We start from the raw sequence: 14075 nt of genomic DNA, 5'->3' as shown, positions 1-14075 counted from the left end.
CGCTAGCCCACGACCTCGACTTTCGAGGCCTGCATCTTTCCCCTGCGACCCTCCACCACCTCGAACTCGACGAGGGCGCCCTCTTCGAGCGTCTTGAAGCCCTCGCCCACTATCTCGGAGTAGTGGACGAAGAGATCCTCCCCACCATCCTCGTTCTCGATGAAGCCGTATCCCTTCTCATCCGAGAACCACTTCACTCTGCCGCGCGCCACGATACCTCCACGAAACTCACACCAGCTCCCGGATGAGGCCGCAAGGAGAACGGCCGCGCCCGGAGCAACCTCACGACACTCCGCCAAGGGAGGCGGCAAAGCAAGACTCTACCACCAAGCGGACCTGCCGGCAAAGTCTCCTACGGGGAGGCATGCCCGGGTTGCACCCCGAGCCTCACGGTCACCTCCCTCGGTGCCTTGCCCGGCGTCACTACTTCGAGACGCAGCCGATCACCCGGCTTCCCGGCGTTAACCGCCGAGATCACGCCGTCGGGGCCCGAGACGCGCCGTCCGTCGACGCTGGTGATGACGTCGCCGAGCGGGACCGGGATCCCGCCCACGTTCACCTTCTTCTTCCCGGCCCCTCTTATCCCGGCCCTTTGCGCCGGCCCATCCTTCGTCACGCCCGCGACTATGGCACCGTGGTCCGGCAACCCGTACCTTTCGGAGAGCCTCTGGGCAGACATGCCCGTATAGGCCGAGATCTCGCCGATCCCGAGCCCGTACATCTTCACGCCCAGGTAGCCGTGCCGGACCTGACCCTTCGTCACGAGCTGCTCCACGACGCTCTTGACGGTGTCGATCGGGATGGCGAACCCGATCCCCTCATAGCTGCCGGTCTCGGTCGCTATCTGGGCGTTCACCCCGATCACGTTGCCGCTCGCGTCGATGAGCGGCCCGCCGGAGTTCCCCGGGTTTATCGGGGCGTCGGTCTGCAGGGCCCCGCTTATGGTGTAGTTGTTGGGAGCCCGGATCGAACGGTCCAGCCCGCTTATTATCCCGCTGGTGACGCTGATCCCGACGTTGAGCGGGTTGCCGATCGCCACTACCGGGTCCCCTACCTTCACCGCGCTCGAATCACCGAGCGTGAGCGGCTTGAGCACGCTCTTCGGGGCGTCCACCTTGAGGAGCGCTATGTCCGTGGAAGGGTCGGAGCCCACGACCTCCGCGCTGCGGCGCATCCCGCTCGCGAACTCGACCGAGATATCCTTCGCCCCTTCGACGACGTGCTGGTTGGTGATTATGTGGCCGTTTTTGTCCAGCACGAAGCCCGATCCCCCGGCGGTGCCGGACCCGGAGACCACGTCTATGCTCACTACCCCCGGTCCGTCGCGGTGGTAGACCATGGCTGCGATGGAAGAGGCCGACCCTCTTCCGGAGCTCACGACGCTCACCCGTGGAGCGGGGGCCTGGTTTATGGTCACGTCGCCGGTCCGTCCACCCGGACCGACCTGCAGCACGACGAGCGCGGCGACGACCCCACCCAAGACGGCGGAGACGATCGCGATGAGGGCGGTCCTCAGGTCAGCTCACCTTCCCGTGGGGTCTAGATTACCTGCCTGCCCATCGCCGAGGCGAAGGGGGAGAGCGTCTCCCTGAGCGTCATAAGATCCTCGACGGGAAGGGCCTGCTCCCCGTCGCACAGCGCCTCCCTGGGCTCGTGGTGCGACTCGACCAGAAGACCATCGGCCTCCGCGGCCACGGCCGCCTTGCTCAGGGGCACGACCAGATCCCTCCTCCCGGCTGCGTGCGAGGGGTCCACGATGACCGGGAGCTCGGAGAGCCGCTTGGCCACTATCACGGCGGACAGATCGAGCGTGAAGCGGGTCGAGGGTTCGAACGTCCTTATCCCCCTCTCGCAGAGGACCACGTTGTCCCCGCCGGAGGAGGTTATGTACTCGGCCGCAAGGATCCACTCCTCGACGGTCGCGGCGAACCCCCTCTTCAGGATCACCCCGTGCTCTTTCGAGCCCTTTATCGCAGAGCCGACCCGCTTCAAAAGCGAGAAGTTGTGCATGTTGCGGGTGCCTATCTGCAGGATCTGGGCGTGCTCCATCACCACGTCTATGTCGGCGGGGTCCATGATCTCGGTCACCACCTTGAGCCCGAGATCCCCCGCCACCTCGGACATTATCCTCAGCCCCTCCACGCCGAGGCCCTGGAAGGAGTAGGGGGACGTGCGGGGCTTGAAGGCCCCGCCCCTCACGTAGGAGAAACCCGCCTCTTTGACGGCCCTCGCCGAAGCCTCGAACTGCTCGTAGCTCTCCACCGTGCAGGGGCCCGCGACCACCCTGAAGCTCTGCGGTCTTATCATCCCGTTGTTCGTCCGGGCCTGCACCCCGGTGCTCTCTCTTACCTCCATCCGCTACTCCCCGCGCCTCTGAAGCTCGATGTCCCTGATCCTGTGCATGATCAGCTCGAAGATGTCGCGCATGGAGGAGTCGTAGATGGGCCCCTCGTTTATCTCGACGACCCTCCGCAGGATCTCCTCCTCGCGCCTGGGATCGAAGAGCGGTATTCCTGCCTCCAGCTTGTGCTCGGCCAGCTCCTGCACGAGCCGGGCCCTCTCGTTGAGAAGATGGACGAGCTCCTCGTCCACCTCGTCGATCCTCTCCCGGAGAGAGCTTATCCTCTCGTTCGCATCCAAGATTCTCTCCATGAGTCTGCGATTGTAGCCGCCTGCGACCCTCCGGACAAGGAGAGGCCGTTGCAAGCCTTCCCCCGAGAGACTAGTCTGTTATACCTGGATACGTCAAGCAACCTTTCGAGAACAAGGAGCCCCGCAAGTTGAAGTTCAGAAGAGAGCTCGACCTCCTCAAGCCCTACAACCCGCCGTGGATCTCGCACGAGGCAAAAGCCGAACGCGGCGAGGGCGATTACGTGAAGCTCACCGCCAACGAGCTCTCTTTCGGACCGCTCCCGGAGGCGGAGGCCGCCATCAGCGAGGCTCTGCCCCGCCTCAACCGCTACCCGGACCGCCACGCCGCCGCCCTGCGCGAGGCCATCTCCGGGGCCAACGCCGGCATACGCCCGGAGAACGTGGTGGTGGGCAACGGATCGAGCGAGGTGCTCCTGAACCTGCTGCAGCTCGTCGAGCGGCCGGGGGAGGTGGTCTTCCCGTGGCCCTCTTTCAGCCTCTACGCGACGATAGCCCGCATCGTCGGGCTCGAGGCGCGCAGGGTGCCGCTGCGGGCGGACCACGCCGTGGACCCTGACGCCCTGCTCGCCGCGCTGACCCCGAAGACCCGGGCCGTGATCCTCTGTAACCCGAACAACCCGACCGGTACACACCTGAAGCTGGAAGAGGTGCGGGCCATCGCGGACGGGCTGCCGGAAGACGTCCTGCTGATCCTGGACGAGGCCTACTACGAGTTCGTCGACGACCCGTCGTACCCGGGTTCGCACGAGCTGGCACTCTCCACGCAGAGCGTGGTCTGCGTGCGCACCTTCTCGAAGGTGCACGGCCTCGCGGCCCTCAGGGTGGGTTACGGTCTGGCCCCCCGGGAGATCGCAGACTACGCCGAGCGGGTCCGTTTCCCCTTCAGCGTGAACCTGGCCGCCCAGGTCGCCGCGGCGGCTTCGATGCGCGCCCCCGAACGCATCGCCAAGCGTGCTTCGTTCGTGATCGAGGAGCGCACACGGCTGCAGCGGGCGCTAGGCGAGGCCGGCGTGGAGTACGTCCCCTCGCAGGCCAACTTCGTGCTGGCGAAGATAGAGCCGGCGGTCTTCCGCAAGGCCGGGGTTTTGGTGCGGGAGGGCGAGGCGCTCGGGTATCCGGGCTGGAGCCGCATCACCATAGGGAACTCGACGGAGAACGACCGCGTGATCTCCGCATTCTCGGGGAGGTAGGGTGCGCCGCACGCTCGCCGTGGTCGGGGTCGGCCTGATCGGAGGCTCCATCGGTCTCGCCGCCCGCAGCAGGGGGGACTGGGAGGTGATCGGGGTGGACCGACCCGGCGTGCTGGAGAAGGCCGCCGCCCTCGGTGCGATAGACCGCCCCTCGACGCTCAAGGAGGCGCGCGGAGCAGACCTCGTCGTCCTCGCCGCCCCCATCTCTCAGATAGTCACCCTCCTGAAAGACCTCTCGCCCACCAGGGCCCTCATGACCGACGTGGCGAGCACCAAGGCCGGCATAGTGCGGGAGGCGGAGAGGTTGGGGCTGCGCTTCGTCGGCGGACACCCGATGAACGGCAGCCAGCTCTCCGGCGTCGACAACGCCCGGGCCGACCTCTTCGAGGGTGCCCGTTACTTCCTCACGCCGACCGAACGGACCGACCCGGACGACTACCGGGAGGTCTCGGGTTTCGTCAGGAGCCTCGGCGCGACGCCCACCGCGGTGGAGGCAGACAAGCACGACCTGCTGATGGCGGCGCTCTCGCACCTGCCGCACCTGATGGCGGTCGCGCTGCTCAGGGTAGCCTCGGACATCTCCCCGGAGGCGCTCTCGTTCGCCGGGCCCTCCTTCCGGGATCTCACCCGCGTGGGGTCTTCGAACCCCTCTCTCTGGGCGGACATCCTGGCCGAGAACGCCCCGGCCCTGGGGGAGGTCCTGGGCCGCTTCGCCGGGGCGATGGCCCAGATAGGCAGCGAGATCTCGAACCGAGAGATCATCGAACGCCGCTTCCGCGAGGCGCGGGAGGCCTACGAAGCGCTCGGTGGCATCCTGATCGAGAAGGGCGGGAAGAACGTCGAGATCTCCGTCCCGGTGGAGAACCGTCCAGGGGTCTTCGCCGAGGTCACGACGCTGCTCGGCAGGAACAACATAAACATCCTCGATCTCTACCTGCGTCACTCGAACACGTCACGCGCCGCGCTCGTCCTCACGCTGGACTCCAAGGCCGCTCCGCTGGCGCGCCGGCTGCTCGAGGAGGCCGGGTTCACCGTCGAGACGGAGGACTAGAGGCAAACGGCCTCGGCCTTCTACCTCCCGAGCAGGTGCCTCAGCGCCCCCTCGAGCTCCGGGTAACGGAAGCGGTAGCCGCTCTCCTTGAGCTTCGCGGGCTCCATTCGGGCGCTCGCGAGCAGCATCTCGTCGGCCATCTCCCCGAGCACGGCACGGGCCGCGAACGCCGGGAGCGGGAAGAGCGCCGGACGCCCCAGCACCCGCGACAGAACCCGCGTGTACTCGGCGTTGGTCACAGCTTCGGGGGCGGCGACGTTGACCGGCCCTTCGATGGAATCGGTCTTCAGAGAGTGAACGATCGCCCCCACCACGTCCTCGACGGCCACCCAGCTCCAGTACTGCCTCCCCGAGCCTATCCTGCCGCCCAGCCCGAGCCTGAAGATGGGCAGGGTGGCCCCGAGTGCCCCGCCCTTCGCGGAGAGCACGATCCCGAGCCGGGGATGTACGACCCGGATCCCGGCCTCCCGCGCCGGGTCGGCGGCGGCCTCCCATTCCCGGCAGACCCCGGCGAGAAAACCCTCGCCGGGGGCACTCTCTTCGGTGAGAAGCTCGTTCCCCCGATCCCCGTAGTAGCCGCTCGCCGAGATCGAGACCATCACCCGAGGCCTACTACGCAACCCGGCAACACCCTCGGCCAGCAGGCGCGTCCCGCGCACCCGGCTCTCCCGGATGCGGCGCTTCTTGGCCTGCGTCCAGTAGCCCATGATGCTCTCCCCGGCGAGGTGCACGACCGCCTCCACCCCCTCGAGCCGCGAGACGTCGATCCTGCCCGCATCGGGGTCCCAGCGGATCGTATCCTCCGAAGAAGGCCGCGACCGGCTCAGGCGTACCACCACATGCCCCATCTCCTCCAGCTCCGACACCAGAGCAGACCCCACGAGCCCTGTAGAGCCGCTGATCAGAACCTTCACCCTCGCCTCCCACCTCGCAGTGCTCGACGACGACAATGGTACCGTACCAGATCTCCTCGGGAGCACCCCGCGGAGAGTCCCCGAACGATCAACCAACGACCAGCTAAAAGCTTAAAGAAATGCTAGTATTTGGCGTCCGCGGTGAGCGGGCGGGAGTGGGAGAAGGGATTTCGCGGGCAGGGGAGGAACGCATGACCGCCAGCGCGCAGGAAAGAGGAGAAGCGGGGGAGCGCCGCCTGAGGCGTGACGTGAGCCTCATAGGGCTCGTATTCTTCTCTTTGGGTTCCATCATCGGCTCCGGGTGGCTCTTCGGGGCGCTTACCGCCTCGCAGATCGCCGGGCCTGCGGCCTTGATCGCCTGGATCATAGGAGCCGTGGTAATGCTCATCCTGGCCTTCGTCCACGCCGAGATCGGCAGCATGTACCCGGTCGCCGGGGGATCGGCGCGCTACCCGCACTTCACCTTCGGCAGCATGGTCGGCTTCGCCTCCGGCTGGATCACCTGGGTCGGCGCCGTGACCGTAGCCCCGATAGAGGTCGAGGCGGCTATACAGTACGCCTCCAACTACCTCTCCGGGCTGACGAGCACGGCCTCCGGGGTGACGGTACTCACCGACGAAGGCATCGCGGTGGCGGGTGTCTTGATGCTCGTCTTCACGATCCTCAACATCATGGGCGTCAGCTGGCTCGCGAAGTCCAACAACCTGATCATGGCGTGGAAGGTAGCCGTTCCCTTCCTCGCTGTGATCGTGCTCATCGTGCTCTCGTTCAACGCCTCGAACTTCACCGCCTCGGGCGGGTTCATGCCCTTCGGATTCCAGAGCGTGCTCTCCGCGGTCTCCACCGGCGGCATCATCTTCGCCTACCAGGGCTTCGAGCAGGCCATCCAGCTCGGCGGTGAGGGGAGCAACCCGCAGCGCAACATCCCGATAGCCATAATCGGTTCGATGATAATCGGGGTCGTCCTCTACATCCTGCTGCAGGTGGCGTTCATCGGTGCTCTCACACCGCACGAGCTCTCCCACGGGTGGGCCAAGCTCTCCTTCGAGGGGCTCGCCGGTCCCTTCGCCGGCATAGCAACCGCCGTGGGCGCCGGATGGCTCGCCGTCCTGCTCTACATAGACGCGGTCATCTCCCCCGGAGGTACCGGACTCATCTACACCGGCTCCAGCTCCCGCCTCTCTTTCTCCCTCGCCCGCAACGGATATATTCCGGAGGTCTTCGGGCAGCTGAGCACGAGGGGGGTCCCGGTGGTGAGCATCATCTTCAGCTTCATCATCGGGATGTTCATGTTCCTGCCCTTCCCCGGCTGGCAGGAGCTGGTCGGGTTCATAACCTCGGCCACGGTGATGGGGTACGCCACGGCGCCGCTGGCGTTCGGGGCGCTCAGGAGGCGCCAGCCGGAGCACCCCCGTCCGTTCCGGCTCCCGGCCGGAGGCGTGCTCGCACCGGTAGCGTTCATCATCGCGAACCTGGTCATCTACTGGACCGGCTGGGACGTGGACTGGAAGCTGTTCGTGGCCATCCTCTTCGGGTTCGCCCTGCTCGGCATGGCGCGCCTCACGAACCAGGAGCGGGCTCCGCTCGACTGGAAGGGATCCTTGTGGCTGTGGCCCTACCTCGCCGGGATGGCGGTGATCTCCTACCTCGGAACCTTCGGGGGAGGAGCGGATATCCTGCCGTTCGGGTGGGACATCCTGGTGGTCGCCGTCTTCAGCCTCGCGATCTACGCGCTCGCGATGGGGGTGAGCCTCACGCCGGAGGAGATCCGTCACCACATAGACGTCGCCCGGGAAGAGCTCGAAGAAGAGGAGCGGGAGCTGGCCGTATAGGGGAGCCGGTGAGGCCCCAAGCCGTTCAATCCTCGCGCGAGGAATCCGAGAGGCCGTCCCTGCCGCCCGAAGCCATCTTCGCGCCCGCCGCGAGCGAGCCCACCGCCCCGGCGAGGTCCTGAAGCTCGGAGGGGACGACGAAGAGCTTGTTGGCCTCTCCCTCGGCTATCTTCGGGAGGGTCATCAGGTAGAGGTAGCGCAGGGCCTCGGCGGAAAGGTCCGAGGTGTGCAGCCGTTCGAAGAGGGCACCCGCCATCTCTATCTGGGCCCGCTGGAGCTTGCGGTACGCCTCAGCCTCGCCTTCCGCCCGCAGGACCGCAGCCTCCCTCTCACCCTGCGCTTTGAGGATCGCCGACTCCTTCTCGCCCTCGGCCTTGAGGATCGCGGCCCGCTTGTCCCCTTCGGCGGTGAGGATGGCGGCGCGGCGGTTGCGCTCCGCCTGCATCTGCTTCTCCATCGCCTGCTGGATGTCGTGCGGCGGGATGATCTCCTTGATCTCCACCCGCGTTATCCTCACGCCCCACTTCTCGGTCACCTCGTCGAGGACGGCACGCAGCTTGGCGTTTATCTCGTCGCGCGAGACCAGAGTCTCGTCCAGCGTGAGGTTGCCGATCACGTTGCGCAAATTTGTCTGCGTGATCTGCTCCATCGCCACCGTCAGGTTCGCGACCTCGTACTCGGCGGCGCGGGGGTCGATGATCTGGTAGTAGACCACCGCCGAGATCTGGATACCGACGTTGTCGTTGGTTATGACCGCCTGCGGCTGGAATGAGACGACCTGCTCCCTCAGGTCAGTCTTGGGCAACATCTTGTCCACCAGGGGTATGATGAACGTCAGCCCGCTCTCGGCGGTTCGGTGGTAGCGCCCGAGCCGCTGCACGATCCCCACCCTGCTCTGCGGAATCACCCGCACGCTGCGTGCCACGAACGCGAGCACGATGACCGCGACGACTATTACCACTATCAGACCGGCAGACATATCACGCCTCTCCTTCCCCGTTCTCCTCCAGGGGCTCCACGAAGGCCGTGAGCCCGTCGCTGTCGAGCACCCGAACCCGCGTCCCCTCCTCTATCCTCATACCTGGATGGAGCGCGCGGGCCGTCCAGAACTCCCCCCTGCCGATCCGGACCATGCCGCTGGAGCCCGGTTCGATCTCCTCCGTTACGACGGCGCTGCGCCCCACTATCCCTTTGTGCCTCTCGTACCGCTCACCACCCCCGAGCGAGAGCCGGTTCACGAGCGCCGGGCGCAGCAGGGCCATGCTGATGAGTGAGGCGGCGACGAATCCAGCGAGCTGAGAGATCACCCCGGTCCCCGCAAAGGAGATGAGCAGGGCGACCGCAGCCCCGAAGGAGAAGAAGATCAGGAAGAAAGAGAGCGTCACCATCTCCCCGATGAACGCCAGAGCCAGCACCACGGCCCAGATGATCGTATCGAGCTCGCTCATAGTCTCCTTTCTCACATGATTCTATACCACCCCCGCGGATAGATAGTCCCCTGGATCACATCTGGGAGAGCTTCGCGTGGGAACGCTCAGCGAGACGTCTTCGGTGCCCGCAGCACGAGCACGGCGATGTCGTCGCGTGGGGCTCCGGCGGCATGGCCGAGCACGGCCGCCCTGACGACCCGCGCGATCTCGGGCGCCTCGAGACCGGCGCAGGAGCCGAGCAGCGAACGCAGCCTCTCTTCGCCGAAAAACGCACCCTCCGGAGAGCGGGCTTCGGTCACCCCGTCGGTGTAGAGCACGATGGCATCGCCGGGTTCGAGCCGGGCCGGAACCTCGACGAGTTCGGGGTCGTCGAAGACCCCCAGCGCCCTCCCCGGGCGCCCGATCTTCTCCACCTCCCCCCCGGCACGCACGATGAGCGGGGATGGGTGGCCGGCGCGGGTCACCGAGAGGTCGAGCCCGCTCGCGGCGGGGAGGGATATCCTGATGCAGGCCGAGGTACAGAACTGCCGGCCGGAGAGCTGGCGGAGCATCGCCTCGTTGAGGTCCGAGAGTATCTTAGCCGGAGAGTCCTCGAGCAGGGCGATGGCGCGCACCGTGTAGCGGGCGAGGGCGTTGGTCGCCGCCGCCACGGCCCCATGCCCGCACACGTCCCCGATGAGCGAGATCCAGCAATCCCTCCCGCCGCACTCGATCAGGTCGTAGAAATCCCCGCCGACCTCGTTGCCCTCCCCCGCAGGGAGATACTCCGCCCCGACCTCGATACCCGGCGGCTCGGGCAGGCGGGGCAGCAGGCTCTGCTGCAGGGTCTGGGCGATGTAGTTCTGCTCCCCGTAGAGCCTGGCGTTGTCCATCGCGAGCGCGCAGCGGTACGCGAGGTCCTCTGCGAGCGCGAGGTCTTCCTCGTCGTAGCGGAGGTCCTGGCGGGTCGCGGCGAGGGTCATGACCCCGAGCATCCTGCCCCGCGCCAGAAGCGGCACCCGGATGCAGGAGCGCGGTCGGAGCTCGTCCGGGAGCCCCTCGAGGTCACCCCCCAACCCCTCCCCGCCCCTGTAGAGACGCGGCAGATGGTCCCACACGTCCCGCGCGGTCTCCTCGAGACGTCTCCCGCCGCGCAGGGCGTGCAGCAGAGCCTCGAGCCTCTGGTCGGCGTGGGCCTCGGCGGCCTGCCGCACGACGCCGTTCTCCTCCACGTCTACCAGGCACCAGTCCGCGATCTCAGGCACCACGATACGCGTTATCGTGTGCAGGGTCTCGGAGTACTCGAGCGAAGAGGAGAGCATCGCCCCCGCCGAGGCGAGCAGCGAGAGCCGTTTGCGCGCCGAGACGGCTTCGGCCCTCGCGAGCTGTTCGCGGGCGAGCAGCAGGTCGCGCTCCTCCTCGGCCCGCTTGCGTTCGGTGATGTCGTTCTGGACCCCGATGAAGTTGGTCAGGCGCCCCTCCTCGTCGAAGACCGGCGAGATGTAGAGCTCGTTCCAGAACTGCTCACCGTCCTTGCGGTAGTTCCTGAGAACCACCCTGCACTCCCCGCCCTCGCGGACGGCCCTCCTCAGCTCCTCGAGCTGCGGCTGGTCACGGTCCCCGTTCTGCAGGAAGCGGCAGTTGCGCCCCCGTACCTCCTCGAAGGAATATCCCGTCGTGCGCTCGAAAGCCGGGTTGACGTAGATGATCGGGTTGTCCTTTTGCCGGGCATCGGTTATGACGATGCCGTTGGAGCTCGCGGCGACCGCACGGTCGAGCAACCGGCGCATCTCGTCGCCGGAAGACCTCCCCCCTCCCGGCCCGTCCTCTGCAAAAGTCGGCCTCATCGCCGACATTCTACAGTCCCGCATGTAAATCCGACCATACGGAGCCCCGGAGACGTTAAGAATGGGTCGCTTGCGGGTATTAAAGGGTTGTTGTGCAGGTGAAGCCGGATCAAAGGAGAGAGAATGGCTTACGAACTTCCTGATCTCCCTTACCCCTACGACGCTCTGGAGCCGCATATAGACGAAGCGACCATGCGCTTCCACCACGACAATCACCACAACACCTACGTCCAGAACCTCAACAGCGCCTTCGAGAAGCATCCCGAGGCCGACAAGGGCTCCATCGAGGAGGTTCTGGCGGACCTCGACAGCGTCCCGGAGGACATCCGGCGAGCCGTACGCAACAACGGCGGCCAGCACTCCAACCACTCGGTCTTCTGGCAGATCATGAGCCCCAACGGGGGCGGGGCCCCGGCCGGTGAACTGGGTCAGGCGATAGACTCGGCCTTCGGCTCCTTCGACGAGTTCAAGCAGCAGTTCGCCGCCGCGGCCGCACCGGGCGCGCTCTTCGGCTCGGGCTGGTGCTGGCTCGTCGCGAACCCGGACGGGTCGGTCGCGATAGAGACGACCCCGAACGGCGACTCCCCCTACATGCAGGGCAAAGTCCCGATCATCGGGCTCGACTGCTGGGAGCACGCCTACTACCTGAAGTACCAGTACCGCCGCGCGGCCTACGTGGACGCCTGGTGGAACGTGGTCAACTGGGACGAGGCGAACCGCCGCTACCAGGCCGCAAAGTAGTACGCCTCCTGAGCGAGGACACCTGGTGAGACTTCTCACGGAGCCCCCGGCGTCTGACGCCGGGGGCTCCGTCTCCGGCGGGAACGCAGCATCGTGCGTCTCGTAGTCGTTGGCGGGGTCGCGGCGGGGACGAAGGCGGCATCCCGGGCCCGCAGGGTCGCCCCGGAGCTGGAGATAACGCTCTACCAGGAGGAGCCGGAGGTCTCGATCAGCGAGTGCGGGCTGCCCTACTTCCTCTCGGGCACCGTCTCAGGGCGCGAAAGGCTCGTCGCCCGCACCCCGGAGGAGTTCGCCCGGATGGGCATCGAGGTCAGGACGCTCCACCGGGTGGAGCGCATCGACCCGGCCTCGAAAGGGCTCCTGGTGCGTGATCTGCGCTCGGGCGAGACCTTCGAGGACTCCTACGACCGGCTCATCGTCGCGACCGGGGCGAGGGCCGTGGTGCCCCCGGTGGAGGGCACGGAGCTCGAAGGGGTCTTCACGCTGCGCTTCCTGACCGACGCCGACCGCATCCTCCGCTACCTGGAGGATCGCTCCCCGAAGAGGGCCGTCGTGGTCGGCGGCGGCTACATCGGCCTCGAGGCATCGGAGAACCTAAGGAAGATCGGCCTCGAAGTCACGCTCGTCCAGGCGGGAGAGCACGTCGCCCCCACCCACGACCCGGAGTTCTCGGAGCTAGTCGAACGGGAGCTCGCTGAAAACGGGGTCGAGGTCCACACCGGCAGGGCGGCGGAGGGGTTCTACGGCGAAGCAGGTCGTCTGCGGGGCGTGAGGCTCGCCGGAAGATGCCTGGATGCCGACCTCGCGCTCGTCGGGGTGGGGATAGAGCCCGAGGTCACCCTGGCGCGGGAGGCGGGGGCGAAGATCGGCCGGACCGGCGCGATCCGGGTGGACCGCCACATGAAAACGAGCCTGCCCGACGTGTGGGCAGCCGGGGACTGCGTCGAGACGACGAACCTGGCGAGCGGTCTCCCGGTTTGGGCACCGTTCGGGGACACGGCGAACCAGATGGGTCGGGTCGTCGGGACGAACGCGGCGACGGGCCGGGACGAGCTGGAGTTCCCCGGCGTGCTCGCGACCGGCATCTTCAGGGTCTTCGAGCTACCGGTGGCGAAGACCGGCCTCTCCGAGCGCGAGGCTCAGCAGGCGGGCTTCGAGACGGTATGCGCCACGATAGGCTCCACGAGCCGCGCCGCCTACTATCCGGGCGCCGAAAAGGTCACGCTCAAACTCGTCGCCGACGGCGACGGCGGCACCCTCCTCGGGGCGCAGGCCGCCGGGGATGGTGCGGACAGGCTCGTCGACGTGTGCGCGACGGCGATCTGGGGGAGGCTGGGCGTGGCGGATCTCGTCAATCTGGACCTGGCCTACGCGCCACCCTTCGGCCCGGCGCTGAGCCCCGTGATCCAGGCCGCGAGCGTCCTCTCCGGCAGGATCTAACCGGACCGAACCCGGGTCCGTAATACGGACGTGATCTGATCCAGCTCTCCAACCTCCTCGGGGGAGAGCGACCAGCCCAAAGCCCCCGCGTTCTGCCGGGCCTGCTCGCCGTTCTTGGCCCCGGGGATCGCGAGCACGTCGCGTTGGGTCACGAGCCAGTTGAGCGCGACTTGAGAGGGCGTCTTGCCCCGCTTCTCGGCGATGCGCTCCAGGGCGGAGACGACGGGCTCTATCCGTGTGAGCCCGCGGGGGCTGAAGCGCCGGTCGAAGCGCCGCACGAGCCCGGAGGGCCGCACGCCGGGGCGGTATTTGCCGGTCAGGAGCCCCTGCGCGAGCGGGCTGTAGGCGATGAGCGTCACTCCCAGTTCCCGGCAGGCGTCGAGCACCCCGTTGTACTCCGGTGAGCGGTCGAGCAGGTTGTAGCGCACCTGGTTGGAGGCGAGCGGGACTCCATGATGCGCGAGCCGCTCGTACGCCCGGCGCATCTGCGAGGCACCGTAGTTCGAGACCCCGACGGCCCGCGCCTTCCCCTCCTTGACCGCCTCGGCCAGCGCGTCCATCAGGCTCTCCACCTTCAACAGCGGCGAGGGGAAGTGCACCTGGTAGAGGTCGACCGACTCGACCCCGAGCCGGCGCAGGCTCCCGTCGAGCGCCCGGAGCAGGGCTCTCGGGTCGAGCCGGTGGGGAAGCGGGGCGAACTTGGTCGCGATGACGGGTCGGCGCGGCAGTTCCCCGGACCTCAGGACCTCGCCGATGATCCGCTCGGAGGCCCCGTTGCCGTAGATCTCGGCGGTGTCCACCAGCTCGACCCCGCTCTCCAGGCTCGCCCGGAGCGCCGCCTCGGCGTCTTCCCTGCCGTAGCTACTGCCGTAGCCCCAGAGGTAGCGTGTGCCCCACGCCCACGCTCCGACCCCGAGCGGGGCGACCTCCATCTCGGAGCCGAGCTTCACCTTGCCATCCTGCTGCATGAGAACCCTCCGTCAGAGGAAACAGGCGAGA

14 protein-coding genes are annotated in these 14075 nt (G+C 67.1%); 5 read left to right on the top strand and 9 right to left on the bottom strand.

Annotated features, from left to right (window positions below; translation table 11 throughout):
- Positions 1-2: 2 nt before the first annotated feature.
- The 4 genes from AC6EKW_RS10445 to AC6EKW_RS10430 all read right to left on the bottom strand — a co-directional run bounded on the left by AC6EKW_RS10445 (position 3) and on the right by AC6EKW_RS10430 (position 2640).
- The gene (locus AC6EKW_RS10445; protein WP_273886584.1) at positions 3-212 is read right to left on the bottom strand and encodes a cold-shock protein; all 210 of its coding nucleotides are present in this window, start codon (positions 210-212) and stop codon (positions 3-5) included.
- 140 nt (positions 213-352) lie between these two features.
- A complete protein-coding gene (locus AC6EKW_RS10440; RefSeq protein WP_498514339.1) occupies positions 353-1480 on the bottom strand; it encodes a S1C family serine protease in 1128 nt (375 codons plus the stop codon).
- Between the two features lie 59 nt (positions 1481-1539).
- The gene (gene aroF / locus AC6EKW_RS10435) at positions 1540-2355 is read right to left on the bottom strand and encodes a 3-deoxy-7-phosphoheptulonate synthase (RefSeq protein WP_273886582.1); all 816 of its coding nucleotides are present in this window, start codon (positions 2353-2355) and stop codon (positions 1540-1542) included.
- 3 nt (positions 2356-2358) lie between these two features.
- Complete coding sequence (locus tag AC6EKW_RS10430) at positions 2359-2640, bottom strand: chorismate mutase (RefSeq protein WP_273886581.1); 282 nt, start codon at positions 2638-2640, stop codon at positions 2359-2361.
- Positions 2641-2780: 140 nt separating this feature from the next.
- Here AC6EKW_RS10430 and hisC point away from each other — a divergent pair, with 140 nt between their 5' ends.
- Both hisC and AC6EKW_RS10420 read left to right on the top strand, forming a co-directional pair.
- Positions 2781-3842: a histidinol-phosphate transaminase gene (hisC, locus tag AC6EKW_RS10425; RefSeq protein ID WP_498514338.1), complete on the top strand. Its 1062-nt coding sequence runs from the start codon at positions 2781-2783 to the stop codon at positions 3840-3842.
- A 1-nt stretch (position 3843) separates the two neighbouring features.
- A complete protein-coding gene (locus AC6EKW_RS10420) occupies positions 3844-4893 on the top strand; it encodes a prephenate dehydrogenase/arogenate dehydrogenase family protein (RefSeq protein ID WP_273886579.1) in 1050 nt (349 codons plus the stop codon).
- Between the two features lie 20 nt (positions 4894-4913).
- Here AC6EKW_RS10420 and AC6EKW_RS10415 read toward each other — a convergent pair whose 3' ends face one another.
- On the bottom strand, positions 4914-5807 hold the full coding sequence (locus AC6EKW_RS10415; protein ID WP_273886578.1) for a TIGR01777 family oxidoreductase: 894 nt from the start codon (positions 5805-5807) through the stop codon (positions 4914-4916).
- Positions 5808-5998: 191 nt separating this feature from the next.
- Between AC6EKW_RS10415 and AC6EKW_RS10410 the strand changes: the two genes are divergently transcribed.
- Entirely contained in the window at positions 5999-7639 is a 1641-nt protein-coding gene (locus AC6EKW_RS10410; protein ID WP_498514337.1) for an APC family permease, read from the top strand.
- 25 nt (positions 7640-7664) lie between these two features.
- On the opposite strand, the gene AC6EKW_RS10405 is transcribed toward AC6EKW_RS10410, so the two are convergent.
- The 3 genes from AC6EKW_RS10405 to AC6EKW_RS10395 form a co-directional block, all read right to left on the bottom strand.
- Complete coding sequence (locus AC6EKW_RS10405; protein WP_273886575.1) at positions 7665-8618, bottom strand: SPFH domain-containing protein; 954 nt, start codon at positions 8616-8618, stop codon at positions 7665-7667.
- Position 8619: 1 nt separating this feature from the next.
- On the bottom strand, positions 8620-9087 hold the full coding sequence (locus AC6EKW_RS10400) for an NfeD family protein (protein ID WP_273886574.1): 468 nt from the start codon (positions 9085-9087) through the stop codon (positions 8620-8622).
- A gap of 86 nt (positions 9088-9173) precedes the next feature.
- Positions 9174-10895 (bottom strand): SpoIIE family protein phosphatase, encoded by a 1722-nt coding sequence (locus AC6EKW_RS10395; RefSeq protein WP_273886572.1) that lies wholly within the window; start codon positions 10893-10895, stop codon positions 9174-9176.
- Positions 10896-11018: 123 nt separating this feature from the next.
- Between AC6EKW_RS10395 and AC6EKW_RS10390 the strand changes: the two genes are divergently transcribed.
- Positions 11019-11636, top strand: a complete 618-nt coding sequence (locus AC6EKW_RS10390; RefSeq protein ID WP_273886571.1) for a superoxide dismutase — start codon at positions 11019-11021, stop codon at positions 11634-11636.
- Between the two features lie 93 nt (positions 11637-11729).
- Entirely contained in the window at positions 11730-13076 is a 1347-nt protein-coding gene (locus tag AC6EKW_RS10385; protein WP_273886570.1) for an FAD-dependent oxidoreductase, read from the top strand.
- Here AC6EKW_RS10385 and AC6EKW_RS10380 read toward each other — a convergent pair.
- On the bottom strand, positions 13073-14044 hold the full coding sequence (locus tag AC6EKW_RS10380) for an aldo/keto reductase (protein WP_498514336.1): 972 nt from the start codon (positions 14042-14044) through the stop codon (positions 13073-13075). The genes AC6EKW_RS10385 and AC6EKW_RS10380 overlap by 4 nt on opposite strands.
- Positions 14045-14075: the final 31 nt, after the last annotated feature.

The organism is Rubrobacter sp. M3-4 (assembly GCF_059772285.1).
Note: the sequence above shows the minus strand (reverse complement) of the source record. Positions and strands in the feature narration are given on the sequence as shown.

Bases quoted from the DNA above. Each gene is read 5' to 3' on its own strand.
- aroF (WP_273886582.1), bottom strand. From the start codon at position 2,355: ATGGAGGTAAGAGAGAGCACCGGGGTGCAGGCCCGGACGAACAACGGG.
- AC6EKW_RS10410 (WP_498514337.1), top strand. From the start codon at position 5,999: ATGACCGCCAGCGCGCAGGAAAGAGGAGAAGCGGGGGAGCGCCGCCTG.
- AC6EKW_RS10405 (WP_273886575.1), bottom strand. From the start codon at position 8,618: ATGTCTGCCGGTCTGATAGTGGTAATAGTCGTCGCGGTCATCGTGCTC.
- AC6EKW_RS10400 (WP_273886574.1), bottom strand. From the start codon at position 9,087: ATGAGCGAGCTCGATACGATCATCTGGGCCGTGGTGCTGGCTCTGGCG.
- AC6EKW_RS10395 (WP_273886572.1), bottom strand. From the start codon at position 10,895: ATGAGGCCGACTTTTGCAGAGGACGGGCCGGGAGGGGGGAGGTCTTCC.
- AC6EKW_RS10390 (WP_273886571.1), top strand. From the start codon at position 11,019: ATGGCTTACGAACTTCCTGATCTCCCTTACCCCTACGACGCTCTGGAG.
- AC6EKW_RS10380 (WP_498514336.1), bottom strand. From the start codon at position 14,044: ATGCAGCAGGATGGCAAGGTGAAGCTCGGCTCCGAGATGGAGGTCGCC.